The sequence below is a fragment of the Symbiobacterium turbinis genome (genome assembly GCF_055383075.1).
On sequence record NZ_AP042433.1, the window covers coordinates 1,695,997 to 1,718,863 of the forward strand.

Here is a 22,867-nt window from a genome sequence, read left to right on the forward strand (position 1 = left end):
CCACCCCCTTAGTACCGCACAGCCCGGTTCTCCAGGTACCAGCTGGGGTACTCGTACAGGGGGAAGAAAGGCGTGAAGATGTGGACCTGATAGGTACCCGACAGGCTCCCATCGTCACGACGGAAGATCGGCTCCGCTCCCACCCAGTAGACCTTGGCCCCCATCTGCTCGGCAATGAACCGGACGGGCACCATCGTCCGGTCATTCCGGATCACCGGCGGTGCATCCAATGGGAACTCGCGGCCATCCACTACGGCCACGGGGTGATCAATAGTCAGCACGATGATCCGTTCCGGAGTACTGACAGTCTGCTCCTCCAACACAAAGCGATGACCGTTGGGAAGATACGCTTCAGGATCGAAAAGGTCAGGGTAGTCGTATCCAGGCGCTGGGACAGCTTTCATCACCTGACGAGAGATGGCAGGAAAGTAAATGGTTACCCGCCGATTGGCCTCGTCCCACGAAACCTCGGCGCCCATCATCTCGCTGACGAAACGAATCGGCACTCGTACTCGGTTGACGGTCGTATCCAGGTAGGCAGGAGTGTCGAACCGCTTGGCCGCGTCGCCTTGATTCAAATAGACGTAAATATAGTCGGGGCTGCCGTTGCTTTGCCTGCCGTCATCGCGACCCAACCCTGGGTGAGACTTGTCCATCCAGTACTCATACTCGATGCCCCTGCCCTCAGCCAGCTTCTCTTCCTCACTGAGTTCGATGGTCTCCGTAATCGACTTGATGGGCTCATACCGACACGGCTTCAGGAGCAGCCGTGACCACCCATAATCTCGGCCGAAGACCTGCCAGATCAACTGCGTATCTGGCTTTGGATAGGCGAAGACGTGAATCGTCGTCCCGCAGCGCATCCAGTCCTCTTCCCAGTACCAGGGATACTCCTGCGTCCAGGCAGGCAACGGCTCCCAGACCCACCATTCGTACCCATCGTACCTGTCCGGATGCTCCCTGAGTTCCTGCTCCACCACAGCACGCATCCGATCAGACATCTCCTCCGGAGCCGGCGGCGGTGACCAGCCCTCCGGCCAGCCAGGGCCCGGGTCGTAATTCTCAGCCGGGTACTCCGCTATCTCGATTTCCAGTTCCGCTTCCTCCGAAGCCCCCGCCCCCACGGGAGCCTGAATCAGCAGAACGACGAGCACCAGCCCGGCCAGCCACAAGGACCGGCGCGTAAGTCCCCACTGCATCTTCGTTGACTCTCCCCCACGAAGTGGTTCTCACATATCCAATACGAAAACCCCTGGGTTCGGGTTCTCCCAGGGGCACAGGCTCCCACACAGCGACTCAGGGGGAGGCGGGCAGCGCCTATACCGTGATAAGACTGGACCACCTCACCCAAACTAACAACGGACGCTCACGAATGTGAGCGCCCGGGAGCCTGCAGACGCCGCCCCAAGATCGGAACGACGGCTGCCGCATCTCAAACGTCAGCAACCGCTAGTACTTAGCGGCAAGTGCTAGACGGAGAAGGATGATGGCCCAGAGCACCACTGCTGGATCGAGCTCAACATACATCTTCATCCGTTAGCACCCCCTTTCGAGGGCACCGGCCGATCAGGCTCCTCTTCCAGTATATCCCACCCCGGATCCACTTCCAACCCCTGGGAGTCGGTCCGGGATTCTTACTGTCGCATCACATTCTCTGCCAGCTTACAGCCGCTCCCGACACGCCGTTACCCCATCGGCTGTAAAGGCACCGGACGGCATGGCACCGCCGTCAGTCCGTGATGGCGCCGCCCTCCGCACCGCCCTTCCCGCCCGACTGCAGATCGAGCACCTCCACCCGGCGGACCGCCCGGTTGTTCTCCAGCCGGGTATCTGCCGGGTAATCAATCTCGGCGATGATCTCCCAGATCCCGGCGGTCAGCCCGGGTATCGTGCCCGCACGGAAGCTGCAGCAGGGCATCTGGTCGATGGTCACCGTCTGCCATCCCCCGGCCGGCGCCGGACCGCCCGCCTCAGGCCGCGCCCAGAGCCGGAGCGGGACCCGGATCTCGCTGCGGCCCAGGTTGTTCTGATACCCCAGGTAGATGCCCACCTCGAACGGCCGACCCGCCTCGGCCACCTGCGGCACGGCCAGATCCACCACCGACGGGTCGTCGATGATCGCTTGCTCGTCGTCCTCGCCAGGATGGTCGGGCTCGCCGGGCGGCTGCGGGCTGCTGTACGGCACGATGAGCACGTTGTTGGCGAGGCCGCCCTCCGGACCCGGCTCCCCCTCCCGTTCCACCACCTCGGCCACCGACCCGGCACAGCTCTTCTCCGCCGGAAGCCCCAGCGCGGACGCGATGGACCGGGCCACCGCCAGCTTCGGGTTCGCCGTGTGCGGCGCGCTGAGCGCGTAGACCGAGGGCAGGTCGATCACGCCGACGATCTGGCCCTCAGCCGGATCGCCCTCGGCGAGGGTGACCGTCAGCGGCACCGGGTGGGGCTGCTGCGGCGCCAGATTGCCGGGTAGCGGCGCCTCTCCCAGGGCGCGGATTAGCTGCCCGCCTTCATCTGTGAGAAACCACCGTACAGCCAGCGGGCTCGGGCAGAGCGTGGCCAGGGTCCGGGACGTCAGCTCTAACTGAAGCCGCGGATGCAGATCCGCCGACTCATCCCGGGCGAGCACCAGGGGCTCCGGCGCATCCAGCCAGCGCAGGTCGTAGGTCTCGCCGGTCCGATAGGCCACCAGCCGGCCGGAAGCCTCACCGTTCACCTCGTAGTTGACGCCCACCAGCATGAGCCCGTGGGCGAAGGCGGGATCGACGCCCACGCCCGAGACCTGGGAGAAGCTGTACGGTCCCACGTTGGGCGCCTCGCCTGGCTTCAGCAGAAACAGCCGGTCCGTGGGCGCCCGCTCCTCCGGTGGAATCAGCGCAGGCCTGGCGTCGCCCCCGGCCGGGTTCCCAGTGTCCAGCGCGAGGCTGTAGAAGAAGCCGTTCACGTCGCCGAACAGGAGCGCCCCACGGCTGACCAGCGCCAGCGGTGCGGTGTTCATGGAGGCCATCCGCTCGCCCAGCCGCTCCTCCGGGCCGAACTTGCGGAACCACTTCAGCTCGCCGCCGGGACCGATGGCGACCACGGCGCCATCGCTGCCGGTGGGGCCGTCACGAAGGCCCACGCCGGTGTCGGTGTAGTTGCGCAGGGTGATGTAGAGGTGGGTCTCGGGGCCGTCGGGGGTCTGCTGGACCACGACGGCGGGTTCGGTGTTGGTGAACGCGTTCTTGGCGCCGATGAGGGCGGGGAGGTTGATGGAGTAGCTGGACCAGGCTTCGGGTTCGCGGCCCTTGGCCAGTGAGGCTCCCCAAAGATGCCCCCTAGTGTCAAGCCAATACGCGTTGGTTCCGTCTGACGTGAAGTTCCCGGCGAAGCCCGCTGATCCGTTGACCGTCCAAACTAGGTATGGCTGGTAGTCGTTGTTGCGATCCAGGGCGAGCCGTATCGCCCGCCCGCCCTCGAAGCCATCGGTACCGATGACGAAGCTAGGGTTCTCGCCGTGTGGAGGTGCCACCACAGCGGAGGGAGTCACAAAACCTCCGAAACCGCTTTCGTCACTCTTAGTGGTACTGGCCTCATACCACCTTGCAGTCGGATTGCCGCCCGGATTATCCAGACCCTGTACCACCCAGACCTTACCGTGGCTCCGCGGGCAGAGCGGCCGCCCTTCTGGTCTGCTCTCCTCTCCCGGGTAGTTGGGTCGATCCGCCACCACCACGATGTCCCGCCCCCGGTCATGAATGACCAGCGGAGAACCCACGATAGGGCATCCGAAGTCCAATCGGGCCGGCTGATACCATTTTTCCTTCGTATGGTATGCCCATAACCAACCGTACCCGGTGCCGAAATACAGAAGGCCGCTTTCAGGACTGTAGGTCGGGCTGGATTGCGGGGCGATGAACGGCCCATCTGGGCCGCGATTGAAGGCAACTGGCAGTCCGGAAACAGACTCCAGGATCGGCGTTGGCTCCGCGCCAGGGGGGTGAATTTCGTCCAAGTTCAACGTCCAGAGGTAGTCGCCCGCTAGATGGTAGACCACCCCGTCAACCACGGCGGGCTGGGCAGCACTTTCTCCGAGCGGCTCAGTCTCCCAGTACGGCGTTAACTCGATGAGACCTTGAGGTTCAGATACGACCGACATACGCTGTGGTGAACCGCCCTTGGTAATCCAGTCTCGGGCAAGGGCTGCAGGCCCGGGAACCAAAGCCAGCTGGACGGCGATCGCAACCGCAACCCACTGTCGCCATCTCATGACCCGCGCACCCTCCCTCAGTACCGCACCGCCCGGTTCTCTAGATACCAACTCGGGTACTCGTACAGGGGGAAGAAGGGCGTAAAGATGTGGACCTGGTAGGTGCCCGAAGCACTCCCATCGTCAAGACGGAAGATAGGCTCAGCCCCAACCCAGTAGACCTTGGCCCCCATCTGCTCGGCGATGAACCGAACTGGCACCATGGTCCGATCGTTGCGGATCACGGGCGGCGCATCCAGAGACACCTCCCGCCCATCCACCACCGCCACGGGGTGATCGATGGTCAGTACGATGGTCCGTTCCGGCGTGCTCACCGTCTGTTCCTCCAGCAGGAAGCGATGGCCGTTCGGAAGGTACTCTTCGGGGTCGAATAGGTCGGTGTACTCGTAGCCTGGAGTCGGAACGACCTTAACCACGTCCCGGGTGACGGCAGGGAAATGAATCGTCACCCGCCGGCTAGCTTCGTCCCATGAGACCTCAGCTCCCATCATCTCGCTGACAAACCGGATGGGCACCCGCACCCGATTCACTGTCGTATCCAGATAGGCTGGCGTGTCAAAGCGCTTCGCCGCGTCACCCTGGTTCAGGTAGACGTAAATATAGTCGGGACTGCCGTTGCTTTCGCTTCCGTCGTCCCGCCCCAGGCCTGGGTGCGACTTATCCACCCAGTATAGGTATTCAGCGCGGCGCCCTTCGGCCAGTTTCTCTTCCTCACTGAGTTCGATGGTCTCTGTAATCGACTTGATGGGCTCATACCGACACGGTTCCAGGTACAGTCGACTCACAACAAATGAACGGCCAAAAACCCGATAAATAAGCTGCGTATCAGGAGCCGGATATGCATAGACGTGCAGCGTTGTGCCGCAACCCATCCAGCCCTCCTCCCAGTAATAGGGATACTCTTGCGTCCACGCCGGCAACGGCTCCCAGACCCACCAGTCGTATCGCTCGTACATTTCCGGATGCTCTTCGAGCACCTTTTCCACCCTAGCCCGCATCCGATCAGACATCTCCTCCGGCGCCGGCGGCGGCGACCAGCCCTCCGGCCAGCCAGGACCCGGGTCGTAATTCTCAGCCGGGTACTCCGCTATCTCGATGTCCAGTTCCGCTTCCTCCGAAGCCCCCACACCCACGGAAGCCTGAAGCAGCAGAACGGCGACCACCAGCCAAGCCAGCCAGATAGACCGGTGCCTAAGTCCCCACTGCATCTTCGTTGACTCTCCCCCACGAAGTGGTTCTCACATATCCAATACGAAAACCCCTGGGTTCGGGTTCTCCCAGGGGCACAGGCTCCCACACAGCGACTCAGGGGGAGGCGGGCAGCGCCTATACCGTGATAAGACTGGACCGCCTCACCCAAACTAACAACGGGCACTCACGAATGTGAGCGCCCGGGAGCCTGCAGACGCCGCCCCAAGATCGGAACGACGGCTGCCACATCTCAAACGTCAGCAACCGCTAGTACTTAGCGGCAAGTGCTAGACGGAGAAGGATGATGGCCCAGAGCACCACTGCTGGATCGAGCTCAACATACATCTTCATCCGTTAGCACCCCCTTTCGAGGGCACCGGCCGATCAGGCTCCTCTTCCAGTATATCCCACCCCGGATCCACTTCCAACCCCTGGGAGTCGGTCCGGGATTCTTACTGTCGCATCACATTCTCTGCCAGCTTACAGCCGCTCCCGACACGCCGTTACCCCATCGGCTGTAAAGGCACCGGACGGCATGGCACCGCCGTCAGTCCGTGATGGCGCCACCCTCCGCACCGCCCTTCCCGCCCGACTGCAGATCGAGCACCTCCACCCGGCGGATCGCCCGGTTGTTCTCCAGCCGGGTATCTGCCGGGTAATCAATCTCGGCGATGATCTCCCAGATCCCGGCGGTCAGCCCCGGTATCGTGCCCGCCTTGAAGCTGCAGCAGGGCATCTGGTCGATGGTCACCTTCTGCCATCCTCCGGCCGGCGCCCGACCGCCCGCCTCAGGCCGCGCCCAGAGCCGGAGCGGGACCCGGATCTCGCTGCGGCCCAAGTTGTTCTGATACCCCAGGTAGATGCCCACCTCGAACGGCCGACCCGCCTCGGCCACCTGCGGCACGGCCAGATCCACCACCGACGGGTCGTCGATGATCTCGTTCCCGTTCCCGTCGTCCCCGCCAGGATGGTCGGGCTCACCAGGCGGCTGCGGGCTGCTGTACGGCACGATGAGCACGTTGTTGGCGAGGCCGCCCTCCGGACCGGGCTCCCCCTCCCGCTCCACCACCTCGGCCACCGACCCGGCACAGCTCTTCTCCGCCGGAAGCCCCAGCGCGGACGCGATGGACCGGGCCACCGCAAGTCTCGGGTTCGCCGTGTGCGGCGCGCTGAGCGCGTAGACCGAGGGCAGGTCGATCACGCCGACGATCTGGCCCTCAGCCGGATCGCCCTCGGCGAGGGTGACCGTCAGCGGCACCGGGTGGGGCTGCTCCGGCGCCAGATCGCCGGGCAGCGGCGCCTCTCCCAGGGCGCGGATTAGCTGCCCGCCTTCATCTGTGAGAAACCACCGTACAGCCAGCGGGCTCGGGCAGAGCGCGGCCAAGGTCCGGGACGTCAGCTCTAACTGAAGCCGCGGATGCAGATCCGCCGGCTCACCCTCCGCAAGCACCAGGGGCCCCGGGGCATCCAGCCACCGCAGGTCGTAGGTCTCGCCGGTCCGATAGGCCACCAGCCGGCCGGAAGCCTCACCGTTCACCTCGTAGTTGACGCCCACCAGCATGAGCCCGTGGGCGAAGGCGGGATCGACGCCCACGCCCGAGACCTGGGAGAAGCTGTACGGTCCCACGTTGGGCGCCTCGCCTGGCTTCAGCAGAAACAGCCGGTCCGTGGGCGCCCGCTCCTCCGGTGGGATCAGCGCAGGCCTGGCGTCGCCCCCGGCCGGGTTCCCAGTGTCCAGCGCGAGGCTGTAGAAGAAGCCGTTCACGTCGCCGAACAGGAGCGCCCCACGGCTGACCAGCGCCAGCGGTGCGGTGTTCATGGAGGCCATCCGCTCGCCCAGCCGCTCCTCCGGGCCGAACTTGCGGAACCACTTCAGCTCGCCGCCGGGGCCGATGGCGACCACCGCGCCATCGCTGCCGGTGGGGCCGTCACGAAGGCCCACGCCGGTGTCGGTGTAGTTGCGCAGGGTGATGTAGAGGTGGGTCTCGGGGCCGTCGGGGGTCTGCTGGACCACGACGGCGGGTTCGGTGTTGGTGAACGCGTTCTTGGCGCCGATGAGGGCAGGGAGGTTGATGGAGTAGCTGGACCAGGCTTCGGGTTCGCGGCCCTTGGCCAGCGAGGCTCCCCAAAGATGCCCCCTAGTGTCAAGCCAATACGCGTTGGTTCCGTCTGACGTGAAGTTCCCAGCGAAGCCCGCTGATCCGTCGACGGTCCAGACCCTGTACGGTCTATAGTCGTTGTTCCGATCCAGGGCGAGTCGTATTGCCCGACCGCCCTCGAAGCCATCGGTACCGATGACGAAGCTAGGATTCTCGCCGTGTGAGGGAGCAGCCACCGCCGAGGGAGTGATAAAGCCACCGAAGCCTCCCTCATCGTGCTTACTGGTTACTGCCTCATAATGATGCCAACGGATCGCCGCACCGGGCAGGTCCAGTCCCTGCACTACCCAGACCTTCCCGTGACTACGAGGGCATAGCGGTCGCCCTTCGGGCAAGCTTTCCTCTCCAGGGTAGTTGGGCCGATCGGCCACGACCACGATGTCCCGTCCCTGGTCGTGGATCACAAGCGGAGAGCCAGCGATGGGGCAACCCAAGTCCAGTTCAGCGGGGCGAAACCATCTCTCCTTCGTGTGGTACGCCCACAGCCAGCCGTAGCCGGTGCCGAAATACAGGATGCCGGTCTCGGGGCTATAACTGGGGCTGGACTGCGGTGCGATAAAAGGACCTCCAGGCGCCCGGTTGAACTCAACTTTATTTCCCTTTACCTGATCCTCAACCTCGGTAGGAGTTCCAATCAGCCGGTGCAGTTCGTCCAGCTCCAACCGCCAAAGGTAGAGACCCGCGAGGTGGTAGATAACTCCGTCGACGATCACCGGCTGCGCCGCACTCTCACCCAGCGCCGGTGTCTCCCAGTACGGCGTCAACTCGATCAGGCCATGGGGATCCGATATGGCCGACATACGCTGCTGCGAACCGCCTTTTGTAATCCAGTCTTGGGCAACTGCCTCGGATCCGAATCCCAGAACCAGCAACGGTATAACGACACTGGCGATCCAGCGTCGCCACCTCATGGTCCGCCACCCCCTCAGTACCGCACCGCCCGGTTTTCCAGGTACCAGCTCGGATACTCGTATAGGGGGAAGAACGGTGTGAAGATATGGACCTGATACGTACCCGACATTGTGCCATCGTCAAGGCGGAAAATGGGCTCGGCCCCCACCCAATACACCTTGGCCCCCATCTGCTCGGCGATGAAGCGGACGGGCACCATCGTACGGTCGTTGCGGATCACTGGTGGTGCATCCAAGGGTACCTCAACGCCATCCACCACGGCGATCGGCTGATCGATGGTCAGTACAATAGTTCGCTCTGGAGTGCTGACGGTCCGCTTTTCGAGCAAGAAGCGGTGACCGTTTGGAAGGTATGCTTCAGGATCGAACAGGTCTGGGTAGTCGTACCCAGGAGCGGGAACGGCTTTGACCACTTCACGTGTCACCGGAGGGAAATGAATCGTCACCCGTCGACCAGCCTCGTCCCAAGAAACGCCCGCACCCATCATTTCACTAATAAACCGAATTGGCACGCGCACCCGGTTCACAGTCGTATCTAGGTAGGCGGGTGTGTCAAACCGCTTTGCTGCGTCTCCCTGGTTCAGGTAAACGTAGATGTAATCTGGACTACCGTTACTCTCGCTCCCGTCGTCCCGCCCTAGTCCGGGGTGCGACTTGTCCATCCAATACTCGTACTCAATTCCGCGCCCCTCAGCCAACTTCTCCTCCTCACTAAGCCCCCGTGCCTCAGTGATGGAGTTGATGGGCTCGTATCGGCACGGTTTCCAGTACAAGCGCGACCACCCAAAGGAGCGGCCGAAGACTTGCCTGATCAGCTGAGTATCCGGCTTTGGATACGCGTAGACGTGCATCGTCGTCCCGCAGCGCATCCAGTCCTCCTCCCAATACCAGGGATACTCCTGCGTCCACGCCGGCAACGGCTCCCAGACCCACCAGTCGTATCGCTCGTACATTTCCGGATGCTCTTCGAGCACCTTTTCCACCCTAGCCCGCATCCGATCAGACATCTCCTCCGGCGCCGGCGGCGGCGACCAGCCCTCCGGCCAGCCAGGACCCGGGTCGTAATTCTCAGCCGGGTACTCCGCTATCTCGATGTCCAGTTCCGCTTCCTCCGAAGCCCCCACACCCACGGAAGCCTGAAGCAGCAGAACGGCGACCACCAGCCAAGCCAGCCAGATAGACCGGTGCCTAAGTCCCCACTGCATCTTCGTTGACTCTCCCCCACGAAGTGGTTCTCACATATCCAATACGAAAACCCCAGGGTTCGAGTTCTCCCAGGGGCACAGGCTCCCACACAGCGACTCAGGGGGAGGCGGGCAGCGCCTATACCGTGATAAGACTGGACCGCCTCACCCAAACTAACAACGGACGCTCACGAATGTGAGCGCCCGCAGGAGTTTTCGTCGGGCAGGTCTAGGCCGGTCCATCCGCAGGCTAACGTTTGGAGGGCGCGCCATCCTTCCCTGGTCCGGCGGAGTCCGCCCGAGGTGAGAGCGCCCCGATCGGCCACGGGATGGGAAGAAAAACCGGGGCACTCCCGTCCAGGGGGTGCCCCGGTACATGCTTCTCCCGCTCACGCCGCGGGACCGGAAGAAGTCCCTTCTTCTCCTTCCGCTTCTGTCTCCGCCACGCCCCCGAAACCCAGGGTGCAGGAGAGGACGACGGTGTCTTGATCCTCCAGCACCTCGACGCCGGGAGGAGCGGCAAGGCTGGCAACCGTCACGGGCCCGGGCTCGGTCACGCCGGAGATGTCCAGCGTAATCACCTCCGGAATCTCCGTGGGCCGGCACTTGATCTCCACCTCGGCCAGCTCGTGGGTCACGATCAGACCCCGGCGCTTCGCCTGGTCCTCCCCCACAACGGCGATGGGCACCGTAAGGGTGATGGTCCGGTGGATATCGACCTGCAGGAAGTCGACGTGTGTAACCTGAGTGGTCAGGACGTCCCGCTGAAGCTGTTTGATCACCACCTGCCGGGGATTGGCTTCCCCCTCCACGTGGACGTTGATGAGATGCCCGCGGCCGTGCCGGTCGACCAACCGCTCCAGTTGGATGGTGGGAACGCTTATGGCCAGCGGCTCCACACCGGGACCGTAGATGATACCCGGTACGAACCCGGCCTGCCGCAGCCGCCGGCTTGCCCGGGAACCGGTCTCCCGGGTTCTGGCCTCCAACTGCAACACTGCATTCATCGACGATCCCCCCTGTCAAGAAAGTCTGGCAGGTGCTCCGGCCACCCGGAACACCCCCTATATATAAAATACCGCTTCCCGCAACACTCTGGGAAGCATATTCTCCCACCCCCAGCCACGGCCTATCCATGAATCCGCCACCACGGTGCCGGGCTTCCTGTCGGGCCCGCCTCTTCATGGACTTCATCTTCGCCTGCTCGGCCTCGCACCCGCGGTGGTTCTGGATGCTCCTCCTTACCAAGTCCGTTTGCCGGTTGAAGCCGTCGTCCAGGGCCCAGCTGATGCCCATACCCACTGCCGGCACGGCCACCGAGCCGGCGAGGCCGACGCCCGGGAAGGCAGCGCCCGCACCCCCGAAAATGCCCGTTCCGAATTGGAACATGTCGAGGGTCTTGCGAACGCTCCGAGCCTGAGGTGGGCGAGGTTCACTCTCGATTGCAGGGCTTTGGTCAAGGCGTGCGGTAATTGACTCATTCATTGGCCAGTCGTTCTTACACGGGGATCTGGGGTGATTCAGGTGAGCCAGTGGCTCTACCTGTTGCGGCCCGTCCGTCCGGAGATAGTCACCGACCCGACGCGTGGGGAAAACGATGCGGTGGAGCGGCATTTCCGGCGGCTGCAGGCCATGCTGGCCGACGGCCGCCTCATCCTGGCCGGCCGCACGCAGGAGGGAAACGCCGGGGATGAGCTGCGACCGGGCTTCCCCGCAACGGTGACCAGATGTTACAGTGGTCTCAGGAAATCGTGTTACGCGAATCCACCTCCGGGAGGTCCAGACGAATGACAAACCCGCCCAGCGCAGAAAAGGCGATCGCGTTGACCGCACAGGGGAGCGAACTCATGCAGCAGGGACAGCTTGACGAGGCCATCGCCTGCTTCCGGCAAGCGTGGCAGGAGGCGGGGCTCGTGGCTGCCCTCAACAACTGGGCGACCGCCCTCTACTACCAGGACACGCCGGCCGAGGCGCTCCAGGTGCTGGACCAATTGCAGGACCCCGCGCTGATCCACCCGTACCGCCACGCCCTGGCCAGCCGCTGTTATACCGCCCTGGGCGACCTGCAGCGGGCCCGGGAGTGCCTGCAGCGGGCGGTCCGCGACTTCGAGGCCGGCCGGTTCCGCCTTCGCGCGTTCGCTGGCACGGAGCAGGAGTGGAACCAGTACACGACGATCATCAAGGAAGCTGCTACGGAGCTGGGCGATTACCGGCTCGTCCTGGATCTCCACAACCGCTGGCCCGGGCGGGAACTTGCCCGGGGCGCCTTCCTCGCGGGGGTGGCCGCCTTCAACCTGGGCAAGTACAGGCAGGCCATCCGCATCTGGGAGCGGGTGCGCGACCCCGCCTGGATCGGCCCTCTGTCGGGGTACGTCCTCGTCGCGCAGTGGACGGACAGGGGCGTGATCCCGCCGTTCCAGCTGGACAGCGACCCCCCTGACGCCGAGTTGCTGCGGAACCTGACGCCCGAGCAGGCCGACAAGCTGCCGGTGGAAGGCTCGCTCCGCCTGTACATGCTGGCGACGGTGTTCGCCATGGCCGATGAGGAACCGGACGAAGAGGTCACGCTCGTGGCGGAGATCATCCGCCGCACCGGCGACTGGGGGATGGACCTGGGCCGGCGGATCCTGGAGAGCGCCTCCCTGCCCATCGGCCTCAAGTTCGGCGCGGCCCGTGCGCTGGTGGAGGCGGGCGTGTTCGAGCCGGGCCAGCCCATCCCGGTCGTGCACCAGGGCCGCCGGACGGAGATCGTCGTGCAGATGAAGCAGGTGCCCGACGGGCCCATTCCGGAGCTGGAGGACGCCGTGGCCGAGGCGCTCCGCCTGTGGCGGGAGGGAAAGCGGGAGGCCGCCATGAAGCGAGTGGTCGAACTGCGGGAGGGGCCGGTCCTCTATCCCCCCGCCGCGGTGCTGGAGGCGGATTTCCTCCGGGAACAGGGGAAGCTGGATGAGGCGCTGGTGCTCCTGGGGATGCTGGATGATCTCATGCCGGAGCAGCCCGCGGTACTGTTCCGGTTGGCACTGATCCACCTGGACATGGGCGAAATCGAGACGGCCCGCCGCTTCGCCGATGAGATCGATGCCAGCCGCTTGTCCCCCGACTTCCTATGGGACCTCGAACGCCTGAAGGCTGCGATCCGGGCGGAAGTAGAGGGCGACCACGGCTTCATCGAAGACCACCAGGCCTACATCGCGGCATTCATGGACGCCATGCGGGAGGAGCAGGACGAGCGTCCCATCCGCCTCGATGTCAAGCTGGCCACCGCCCTGCGGCGCATCCCGGTCCCCTGGCTGAACGCGGCCGCACAGCGCTTCGCGATCGAGCCCCAGCGCCGCCGCCCCGAACGGGAGAAGGTCCTGGCCGCGGCGATGCTGGATGCCGACCGGCTGCAGGCTGTGCTGGCGGACGAACCGCCTGCGGTGCGGGAAGCCCTCAGCTTCGTTCTGGCGGAGGGCGGCTGGGTGAAGCTGCACCGGCTTACCCGCCGGTTCGGCGACCAGACCGGCGACGGCTTCTATTGGGAAGACAAGCCGCCCGCCTCCACCATCGGGCGGTTGCGGGCGCTCGGCATCCTGCACGTGGGCCGGGCCCAGGTGGATGGGCGCAATCATAAGGTCGCGGTGGTCCCGGTCGAGCTGCGGCCGCTGCTCCGGTGAGGAAAGGACCCGCACCCCATCGGGGAGTGCGGGTCCCTTTGCTCGTGCAGGTGGATCCTGTATTCGGTCAGAAGTCTTGCGTGCGTGGAGACCGTTCTGACGTGCATGTAGGCTCTGCAACCGTGTATGCAGGTCCTGCACCTGGTCAGGCCAGCTCCCATACCTGGTCATGTACGCCTTGCACCTGGTCATGCAGGTCCTGCAGCCGTGCACGCACGGTCCTTTGTCCAGGCGTGCAAGGTGTCCATCCATACGTGAGGGCCAATGTGGGGCCCGGCAAGGCCTGGGACGGGGCGCATTGGTCTGGTGTCCCGCGTTCAGTCCGTGATGGCCCCGCCCTCCGCGCCGCCGCTCTCGCCCGGCTTCACCTGCAGCACTTCCACCCTCCGGATGACCCGGTTGTTGTCCGGCCGGGTGTCAGCCGGGTAGTCGATCTCGGCGATGATCTCCCACATGCCTACGCTCAGCCCCGGGATCGTCCCCGGCTTCAGGCTGCAGCAGGGCACCTTGTCAATCGTCACCATCTGCCACACGTCCGGGGGCGGTGATGCGCCCCCCGCAGGCCGCGCCCACAGCCGGAGCGGCACCCGGATCTCGTCCTGACCCAGGTTGTTCTGGTAACCCAGGTAGATACCGACCTCAAACGGCCGGCCTGCCTCCGCCACCCCCGGCACCGCCAGCTCCGCCACCCACGGGTCGTCGATGATCATTTTCCCGCCTCCACCCTCCTCGCGCGGACGCTCAGGCTCGTCGGGCGGCTGCGGGTTGCGGTACGGCACGATCAGCACGTTGTTGGCCAGGCCGCCCTCCGGACCCGGCTCCCCCTCCCGCTCCACCACCTCGGCCGCCGCACCGAGGCAGCTCTTCTCGGCCGGAAGCCCCAGCGCCGCCGCGAGGCCCCGGGCCGCCGCCACCTTCGGGTTGGCCGTGTGCGGCGCGCTGAGGGCGTACACGGAGGGCAGGTCGATGATGCCCACGATCTGCCCTACCGCCGGGTCGGTCTCGGTCAGGGCGACGGCCAGCGGCACCGGGTGGGGCTGCTGCGGCGCCAGGTCGCCGGGCAGCGGCGCCGTCCCCAGGGACCGCACCAGCTTGCCGCTCTCGTCGGTGAGGAACCACTCGACGGACAGCGGGCCCGGGCAGAGCGCGGCCAGGGTCCGGGCCGTCAGCTCCAGCTGCAGCCGGGGCTGCAGGGCGACTGTCTTGCCCGGCTCCAGCTCCAGGGGCCCCGGTTCATCCAGCCACCGCAGGTCGTAGGCCTCGCCGGCCCGGTAGGCCACCAGCCGGCCGGAGGTCCCGGAAGCGTCGGCGTAGTTGACGCCGACGAGCAGCAGACCGTGGGCGAAGGCCGGATCGACGCCGACGCCCGAGACCTGCGAGAAGTTGTAGGGGCCGGTGTTCGGCTGCTCGTCGCCCTTCAGCAGGAACAGCCGGTCCGTGGGCGCCCGCCCTTCAGGCTGGATCAGCGCGGGCCGCCCGTCGCCCCCGGCCGGCTGGCCGGTGTCCAGCGCGTAGCTGTAGATGTGGCCGTTCACGTCGCCGAAGATGAGCGCGCCCCGGCTGGTCAGGGCCAGCGGTGCGGTGTTGAGGGAGGCCATCCGCTCGCCCAGCCGGTCCGCCGGGCCGAACTTGCGGTACCACTTCAGTTCGCCGCCGGGGCCCAGCGCAACGACGGCGCCGTCGCTGCCGGTCGGGCCGTCCCGGAGGCCTGCGCCGGTGTCGGTGTAGTTGCGGAGGGTGACGTAGAGGTGGGTCTTGGGGCCGTCGGGGGTCTGGCGGACCTCGACCGCGGGTTCGGTGTTGGTGAAGGCGTTCCTGGCGCCGATGAGGGCGGGCAGGGAAATGGAGTAGCTGGACCAACCCTCGGGTTCGCGCCCCTTGGCCAGCGACGCGCCCCACAGGTACCCGCGAGTGTCCAGCCAGTACGCGTTGGTTCCGTCAGAAGTGAAGTTGCCGGCAAAGCCAGCGGGACCGTCAACCGTCCATACCAAGTAGGGGCGGTAGTCGTTGTTCCGGTCAAGAGCCAGTCGCACCGCTCGTCCGCCCTCGAAGCCATCGGTACCGATGACGAAACTGGGGTTCTCGCCATGGGCTGGCGCCAGCACTGCGGAGGGAGTGATGAACCCGCCGAATCCACCATCATCCTGCTTGGTGGTTGCCGCTTCGTAATGCTGCACGTGGGGAATGCGACTGGGATCGTCCAGAGCCTGGATCACCCACACCTTTCCATGACTCCTGGGGCAAGGTGGTCGACCCTCTGGCCGCGACTCTTCCCCAGGGTAGTTGGGTCGATCGGCGACTACGACGATATCCCTTCCCTGGTGGTGGATGACGATCGGCGAGCCCACAATAGGGCAACCCAAGTCCAGTTCGGCGGGTCGAAACCAGCCTTCTGTGGTGTGGTACGCCCAGAGCCAACCATAGCCAGTTCCGAAATACAGAATACCAGTCTGCGGGCTATAGCTGGGGCTGGACTGCGGGGCGATGAACGCGCCCCCAGGTGCCACGTTGAACTCGACTCTCTTCCGCTTCACCGGATCACTGACTGCGACGGCTTCACCAACCGGTCGTTGAAGATCATCCAGATCCAGCCGCCAGAGGTAAGAGCCTGCCAGATGGTAGATCACTCCATTCACAACAACTGGCTGGGACGCACTCTCCCCCAACGGCTCTGTCTCCCAATACGGTCTTAGCTCGATCAAGCCCTGCGGATCAGAGATCGTCGACATGCGCTGCGGCGAACCGCCCTTGGTGATCCAGTCCTCGGCCAGCGCCGCGGGTCCGGGTAACAGGAAAAGAGAGAACACAAGACCCCCCGCAACCCAACGTCGCCAGTTCATGATTCGCCCACCCCCTTAGTACCTCACAGCCCGGTTTTCCAGGTACCAGCTGGGGTACTCGTACAGGGGGAAGAACGGCGTGAAGATGTGAACCTGGTACCTGCCCGACATGCTCCCATCGTCGAGCCGGAAGATGGGTTCAGCACCAACCCAGTAGACTTTGGCACCCAACTGTTCTGCGATGAACCGAACGGGCACCATCGTCCTGTCGTTCCGAATCACCGGCGGGGCGTCCAAAAACACCTCCCGGCCATCTACCATGGCGACCGGGTGATCGATGGTCAGTACGATGGTACGTTCCGGTGTGCTGACGGTTTGCTTCTCCAACGAGAATCGGTGGCCGTTTGGAAGGTACTCTTCAGGATCAAACAGATCAGCGTAATCATATCCAGGAACAGGAACCACCATCGTGGTCTCACGGGTAATGGCTGGAAAACGGATCGTTACCCGTCGGTTATCCTGATCCCAGGACACCTCACCACCCATCATCTCGCTGACAAACCGAATCGGCACCCGCACACGGTTGACCGCGGTGTCCAGGTACGCAGGCGTGTCAAACCGCTTCGCCGCGTCCCCCTGGTTCAGGTAGACGTAGATGTAGTCGGGGCTGCCGTTGCTCTCACTACCATCGTCTCGCCCCAATCCAGGGTGGGACTTGTCCACCCAATACAGGTACTCTGCGCGCCTTCCCTCGGCCAGCTTCTCCTCCTCACTCAACTCCCGTACGGCCACGATGTACTGCATGGGCTCATACCTGCACGGCTTCAGGTGCAGCCGCCCCACGACGTACGACCGGTCGAAGACCTGCTGGATCAACCGCGTATCCGGCTTCGGATAGGCGTACACGTGGATCGTCGTCCCGCAGACCATCCAGTCCTCCTCCCAGTACCAGGGATACTCCTGGGTCCAGGTAGGAAGCGGATCCCACACCCACCAGTCGTACCGATCATACATATCCGGATTGTCCCGGAGCGCCTGTTCCACCTCCGCCCGCATCTGCTCCGACATGCCCTCGGGCGGGGGCGGCGGCGTCCAGCCCTCCGGCCACCCCGGACCGGGTTCGTAGTTCTCAGCCGGGTACTCCGCCACCTCCGGCTGCAGCGGCTCCTCCGCTCCTGCCCCCACCGGCCCGTGCACGAGCAGCGCCGCGAGCATCAGCCAGGCCAGCCACCTGGCACGGCGTGTGTGATCCCCCTTCATCGGTTCCCACTCCCCCATGTTGTTCGTTCTCCCATAACCAATACGAAAACCCCCGGGCAGAGGTTTGCCCGGGGGAACGGCAGGGGCGTCACGGCGGACTCGCCGCTCCCTCGAGCACCTCAGCCTTGCGCGCCTCGGCTGCCTCGGCGATCAGCTCCGCCACATGCGCCCGGGTGCGGGCCTGAAGCTCCGCCCGCACAACCTCCTGGGCGGGCTCCAGCGCGCTCGGGATCAGGCGGGCCGCGGTCTGGGCGGCGAAGAGGTTCGCCCCGTCCAGCAGGATGTGCAGCTCGGCATGCGCCTCGTCGCCGTAGCCGGGCGGGATGAGGACGCCCATCACCACCTCGCCCCGGAAGATCGCCTCCCGGATGCCGGCCTCAGACGGTTCCGGCAGGTCGGCGGGGACGAAGCGGTCGTAGCTGCGGAGCGCGTCGGCCACGGCGGCGCCGATGGTCGTGCCGCTCCGGTCGACGACGGCCACGGGGACTTCGCCCACGTCGAAGGTGAACGCATAGCCGAAGAGGATGAGCCAGAGGATCGGCAGGACCAGCATCATCGTCAGGTTCCGCCGGTCGCGCCGGATCTGGATGAACTCCTTCTGGGCCAGGGCCAGGATGCGCTGGAACACGGCGTGTTCCTCCTCTCTCAGCCGTCGGTCCGAAGGCCAGCCAGCGTGGTTTCCAGGACCGCGTCGACCACGGCGTCGTTGGTGAGCCCCTCCAGCGCGGGAACCTGCAGCAGGTCCCGGATGATCACGGTCGACAGCATGGGGCCCTGGAGCAGGATGAAGATCAGCCGGGGGTCGATGGGGCGGATCTGCCCCGAGGCGATGGCGTTCATCACGAAGGGGGCCAGCAACTCGAAGATCCCGGTGATCTGGTCGATCCAGATCTGGCGGATCTCGGGGCGCCGGGGCCCCTCGGCCAGGACGATCCGGAGCACCAGCTGCGTCTTCTCCTCCGTGAAGAAAGCCAGCGCGCTCCGGAGGATCATCCCGACGGCCTCCGGACCGGAGGCGTCCGCGGGCGCCTGCGCCGTCAGCGCCCGCAGCGTCGGGACAAACCGCCCGATGTGCTGGCGCACCGCGGCCCTGAACAGCTCCTCCTTGCTGGGGAAGTAGTAGTAGAGCGCCGCCGCGGTGACCCCGGCCTCCTTGGCGATCTCGGCGTTGGTGGCCTCGGCGTACCCCTTCTCGGCGAAGAGCCGCAGGGAGGCGTCGAGGATCTCCGCCCGCCGGTCCGGCGGCGGGTTCTTCGGACGGGGGGACATGGGCGATGCCGGGCCCGTTGTCAACGGGCGGATCGCGGGAGAGGGCGAAATCGAGTAGGAGGGGGCGGCTAACCCCCGTCCTCTCACACCACCGGACATGCGGGTCCGCATCCGGCGGTTCGCCAGGATTGACGAGTCGCTTCATAGCATTCGGTCAGGCTTATCAGCCCCTGGGCACGCCAGTAGGCGTTGCCCAGGGCGCTGTTTAGTGGGCCACCTGCCATCCGCCACGGGCCTTTGCGGCTGTTGGCGAGTTGGTAGACTGCCCATTCGGGCAAACCGAGGGCGCGCAACTCCCGAAAGCGCGTGCGTACACGCTTCCACTGCTTCCATACGCATGCTCGCAGCCGACGCTTCAGCCATCCTTCGAGTCTTTCAAAGGCTGACCTGGCATCGGAGAGCGCATAGTACCCAACCCAGCCCCGCAAGTAAGCATTCAGGCGCCGGATTCGGTCCTCCATGCTCTGGCTGCGGTTGCGGTCCGTCAGCGTGCGAAGCTTGTCCTTCACGCGCTTCAGGCTCTTCGGGGCCAGCCGGATGCGCACTCCCCGGTGCTTGTAGAAGCTAAACCCGAGGAACTGCCGCTTCCACGGCCGGTCTACTGCGCTCTTCTCCTCGTTGACCTTCAGCCGTAACCGCTCCTGCCGGAAGTGGCGCACGTTCCTGTAGACCCGTTCTCCCGCCCGCTTGCTGCGGACGTAGATGTTGCAGTCATCGGCGTACCGGACGAAGTGGTGCCCGCGGCGCTCCAGCTCCTTGTCGAGGTCATCCAGCAGGATGTTCGCCAGCAGCGGGCTCAGCGGACCGCCCTGCGGCGTCCCTTCCTCCGTCGCCACGACTACCCCGTTCAGCATGACCCCGGCCTGTAAGTACCGCCGGATCAGCCGCAGCCCTCGCTTGTCCGTTACCCGCCGGGCCACGCGGGCCATCAGCACGTCGTGGTTGACCCGGTCGAAGAACTTCTCCAGGTCCATGTCCACCACCCAGTCGTACCCTTCCTCCACGTACTGACGTGCCTTCCTGACCGCGTCATGACCCCGCCGCCCCGGCCGAAAGCCGTAGCTGGATTCGGAGAATGTCGGGTCAAAGATTGGCGTCAGTACTTGCAGGAGTGCCTGCTGGATCAGGCGGTCCATCACGGTGGGAATACCCAACATCCGCTTGCCGCCGCCCGGTTTCGGGATTTCGACCCGGCGGACTGGCTGCGGTCTGTAGGTCCCCCGGAGCAGTTCCTCACGGATGCGCTCCCACTCCGCGCGGATCTGGTCCCGCAGCCGTTCGGTGGGGACACCGTCCACGCCTGGGGCGCCTCCGTTCCGCTCCACCCGTTTCAGGGCGGCCAGCATGTTCTGCCTGGCCACCACCTGCTCCATCAGCTTGCCTTGCTCCCCGCGGGGTGACGCTCCGCCTTGTGCCGGCTGCCCACTCCGCCCTCCCGCCGTCCCTTGCGGCTTCACCGCTACCTCCGGCGAGCAGGCCCCGTGCGGGGTTTTCTGCGTTTGTCGCGGGCTGCTCGAACGCAACGGGTTCACCCCTCTCCTGACGTTCGGCCCTTCCCGGTCGGGGCGTCCCCCTGCCGGTACTATGGCCTATCTCGATGTTATGCACTCAAACTCTCTCAATCTCGCTGGTTCGCACCATTTCGCGTCCTGCCACTTGGCTCAGACACACCCATTGGGCGAAAGACTCAGACTTCTGGTACGAGACAAACGTGGGGTGGCAGAGAAGAGCCCCGTGCGACTCTTCAGACATGCCCTGTATGCTGCCGCCTGGACGGGTCCCACGTACTCCGCCCCCGGCCACCCTATCATGTCTCCCGGGGTCCTTGCCCTCAAAGTCCTTCGTCCTGCCTAAATGGGGGCGGGTGGGGCGCTAGTACTCTGCTGCAGGGTCATGCCCTTCCAGCCATAGTCGGCTTCCCCCACCCAAAGCGGCACATCTATCGGCACACCGCCCTCTCAGGCGGCGAGACCTAACTGCTCCGCCCGCCAGGCCCCCAAGGCCCTGGCCGGATCATAGCTACACTGCTTCCTGACCAGGGTGAACAGCACCCGCAACAGCTTGCACGCCAGCGCCACCAGGGCCTGCTTGCCCTTGAGCGGGTTCTGCTGGCGAGTCCTGAAGTGCTTGTACAGCGCTCGAAACTCCCGGTTCTTGGCGGCCGCCGTCATCGCCATCTGGTACAGCACGTGGCGCAGTCCAGGCCGGCCGCGCTTGCTGATGGGCGTCCGGCTGCGGTCCCGCTGCCCCGACGTGTTCTCTGTCAGGTTGTAGCCCGCCAGCTTGCGAAGTTGCCGCCAATCCGCATACCGGCGCAGGTCGCCTACCTCGCCTAGGAAGGCAGCAGCGGTCACCACACCGACCCCAGGCACGCTCAGCAGGTACTGGGCGAGGCCCGTCTTCTCCAACGCCTCGGCCATTGCCGCCTCCGTCTCCGCCAACCGTTCCTTCCAAAAGATCACTTCTTGGAGGATCTGCCGCAGCTGAAGCCGGGCGGCGTCCAGCCCGTACGGCACCCCTATAGACCGCCGAGCCGCTTCCTGCAGGTCCTGGGCCCGCCGGAGCCCGACCCGCCGGTTGCTGGCAGCCCGGAGTTCCGCCGCCAGCTGAGTCACCGGCACCGCCAGCACGTCCTGTGGAAACGGCCGGTACTGCAGCACATACAGCGACGCCTGACCGAGCGGGTCGGCAAACACCTCCGTGTACTCCGGGAAGTACTCGTCCAGGAGCGCCTGCAGCTGGTTCAGGGCCACGTTCAGCTTCCGCCGGTGTTGCTGCCGGGCCTGGGTTAGGATCCGCAGTTCTGCATAGACCCCGTCTGGCAGATACGGCACGGAGAACCGGCCTTGCAGGACCAACTGGGCGTTGAGCCAGGCGTCTTTACGGTCGTTCTTCGTGGGCGAGTTATCGTCCAGTTCCTTGCTCGCCTTGACATGGGCCGGGTTGACGATGACCACCGTGAAGCCCACCTGCTGGAGATACCACGCCAGCGGCTTCCAGTAGTGCCCGGTCGGTTCCATCCCCACCACCACGCGGGTAGCACCAGCCTTCTCCTTCGCTCGTGCGATCTTTCCCAGTAGACGGTCGAACCCTTCCCTGCTATTCTGGAAATGGAAGGGGCTGCCCACGGGCACCTCGGTCACTCCGTCGACCACCCAGGCCCAGTGCTTCCGCTTGGCGATGTCGATACCGACCACCACCGTGGGTTCACCTCGGACCAGGGCCAATTTCCTGGCTCGCTGCTTCAATTGCATTGCGTTCCGTGACCTCCTGTTACGAGTGGTGATTACCTTTCACACCCTACCGTATCAGGAGGCCTTTACTTTTCTCAACGCCGTCCTACATCATTACAGGACTGCTTTGCTGACTTCTGCCGGTTCAGCCGGGCCTCTCGGCCCGGGTTACCAGCGTTGCTGGCGTTCCCGGCAGACCTCCCCGGGTAAGGACGCTGACCTTCGCCCCGCACCCGCCCCATCTACTGCACCGCCCTTTGGCAGCCTCGGGTTTTGCTGTGGTTCGCCAGCTCACCCAGGCGGCACAGCCTCGTATGAGGTTCGTGTTCCTCGGGTCGTGGCTTTGCCTCCGGCTTCCTCCAGATTCCGCCTCGCGACGGACACCCTTGCCTTTGGCTAGCGGGCTCGTGCTGCCTCGCCCGCAGCGGACTCTCACCGCCAAGTCAGCGCCCATGCCGGGCGCACGAAGCGGACGGCCTCGGCGCAGAGCGCCTCGAGCCGCTCGGCCTCCTGCGCGATCGCCCGGCAGGACTGGTAGATGGAGGATGCCAGCCAGTACCCGGCCTTGGAGGCTACGGACACGGCGGGGTTGGAGGCGAGAAGCGCCCTGGCGAGGTAGGCGCTGTACATGCCGCCCACCGTGGAGACGCCGGTGCTGATCATGCGGTCGCGGGCTTCGTCACCGGAGATCTCGCCCTTCACGTACGCCAGGGTCGTGGCGCCGATGTCGATGACGCCGGCGGCGAGCGCGGTGGTGACGTTGGACTTCGCCAGCCCGGTGAGGCCCCCGTAGCGGATCAGGACGCCGCCGAAGCCAGCCCCCGCCCTCTTCGCGGCGGCCCGCAGCGCATCCTTCCCCGTCTCCGCCGCCCACTGCCGGCCGTCGATCTCGCCGCGACGGTAGGCGATCCAGTGGCGCACGCTCGCGATGGCTCCGCCCACCAGGGCCGCGCTGGCCGCACGCTCACGCGCGCATCG

At 65.2% G+C, this 22,867-nt stretch carries 15 protein-coding genes; 2 read left to right on the top strand and 13 right to left on the bottom strand.

Annotated elements, in window-relative coordinates; translation table 11 throughout:
• Window positions 1-8: 8 nt before the first annotated feature.
• The 6 genes from ACZ45O_RS08130 to ACZ45O_RS08155 form a co-directional block, all read right to left on the bottom strand.
• Window positions 9-1,154, bottom strand: a complete 1,146-nt coding sequence (locus tag ACZ45O_RS08130; RefSeq protein ID WP_464857294.1) for a copper amine oxidase N-terminal domain-containing protein — start codon at window positions 1,152-1,154, stop codon at window positions 9-11.
• A gap of 575 nt (window positions 1,155-1,729) precedes the next feature.
• Window positions 1,730-4,246, bottom strand: coding sequence for a hypothetical protein (locus ACZ45O_RS08135; protein WP_464857296.1), 2,517 nt, complete (start codon window positions 4,244-4,246; stop codon window positions 1,730-1,732).
• Between the two features lie 17 nt (window positions 4,247-4,263).
• The gene (locus ACZ45O_RS08140; RefSeq protein ID WP_464857298.1) at window positions 4,264-5,409 is read right to left on the bottom strand and encodes a copper amine oxidase N-terminal domain-containing protein; all 1,146 of its coding nucleotides are present in this window, start codon (window positions 5,407-5,409) and stop codon (window positions 4,264-4,266) included.
• A gap of 575 nt (window positions 5,410-5,984) precedes the next feature.
• On the bottom strand, window positions 5,985-8,507 hold the full coding sequence (locus ACZ45O_RS08145; RefSeq protein WP_464857300.1) for a hypothetical protein: 2,523 nt from the start codon (window positions 8,505-8,507) through the stop codon (window positions 5,985-5,987).
• A 14-nt stretch (window positions 8,508-8,521) separates the two neighbouring features.
• Window positions 8,522-9,667 (bottom strand): copper amine oxidase N-terminal domain-containing protein, encoded by a 1,146-nt coding sequence (locus ACZ45O_RS08150; RefSeq protein WP_464857302.1) that lies wholly within the window; start codon window positions 9,665-9,667, stop codon window positions 8,522-8,524.
• A 413-nt stretch (window positions 9,668-10,080) separates the two neighbouring features.
• A complete protein-coding gene (locus ACZ45O_RS08155; RefSeq protein ID WP_464857304.1) occupies window positions 10,081-10,698 on the bottom strand; it encodes a 50S ribosomal protein L25 in 618 nt (205 codons plus the stop codon).
• Between the two features lie 508 nt (window positions 10,699-11,206).
• Here ACZ45O_RS08155 and ACZ45O_RS08160 point away from each other — a divergent pair.
• Together ACZ45O_RS08160 and ACZ45O_RS08165 are read left to right on the top strand one after the other, a co-directional pair.
• Window positions 11,207-11,482: a hypothetical protein gene (locus ACZ45O_RS08160; RefSeq protein WP_464857306.1), complete on the top strand. Its 276-nt coding sequence runs from the start codon at window positions 11,207-11,209 to the stop codon at window positions 11,480-11,482.
• Entirely contained in the window at window positions 11,479-13,347 is a 1,869-nt protein-coding gene (locus ACZ45O_RS08165) for a tetratricopeptide repeat protein (RefSeq protein ID WP_464857308.1), read from the top strand. Before ACZ45O_RS08160 ends, ACZ45O_RS08165 begins: the two co-directional genes overlap by 4 nt.
• A gap of 317 nt (window positions 13,348-13,664) precedes the next feature.
• Here ACZ45O_RS08165 and ACZ45O_RS08170 read toward each other — a convergent pair whose 3' ends face one another.
• The 7 genes from ACZ45O_RS08170 to ACZ45O_RS08200 form a co-directional block, all read right to left on the bottom strand.
• Window positions 13,665-16,187 (bottom strand): hypothetical protein, encoded by a 2,523-nt coding sequence (locus ACZ45O_RS08170; RefSeq protein WP_464857310.1) that lies wholly within the window; start codon window positions 16,185-16,187, stop codon window positions 13,665-13,667.
• 15 nt (window positions 16,188-16,202) lie between these two features.
• Window positions 16,203-17,387, bottom strand: coding sequence for a copper amine oxidase N-terminal domain-containing protein (locus ACZ45O_RS08175; RefSeq protein ID WP_464857311.1), 1,185 nt, complete (start codon window positions 17,385-17,387; stop codon window positions 16,203-16,205).
• An 88-nt stretch (window positions 17,388-17,475) separates the two neighbouring features.
• A complete protein-coding gene (locus ACZ45O_RS08180) occupies window positions 17,476-18,015 on the bottom strand; it encodes an ABC transporter permease (protein WP_464857313.1) in 540 nt (179 codons plus the stop codon).
• Window positions 18,016-18,032: 17 nt separating this feature from the next.
• Window positions 18,033-18,656, bottom strand: coding sequence for a TetR/AcrR family transcriptional regulator (locus ACZ45O_RS08185; protein WP_464857315.1), 624 nt, complete (start codon window positions 18,654-18,656; stop codon window positions 18,033-18,035).
• Between the two features lie 83 nt (window positions 18,657-18,739).
• Complete coding sequence (gene ltrA / locus ACZ45O_RS08190; RefSeq protein WP_464857317.1) at window positions 18,740-20,029, bottom strand: group II intron reverse transcriptase/maturase; 1,290 nt, start codon at window positions 20,027-20,029, stop codon at window positions 18,740-18,742.
• 585 nt (window positions 20,030-20,614) lie between these two features.
• Window positions 20,615-21,910, bottom strand: coding sequence for an IS110 family RNA-guided transposase (locus ACZ45O_RS08195; RefSeq protein WP_464857319.1), 1,296 nt, complete (start codon window positions 21,908-21,910; stop codon window positions 20,615-20,617).
• Between the two features lie 411 nt (window positions 21,911-22,321).
• Window positions 22,322-22,810, bottom strand: coding sequence for a hypothetical protein (locus ACZ45O_RS08200; RefSeq protein ID WP_464857321.1), 489 nt, complete (start codon window positions 22,808-22,810; stop codon window positions 22,322-22,324).
• Window positions 22,811-22,867 lie beyond the last annotated feature (57 nt).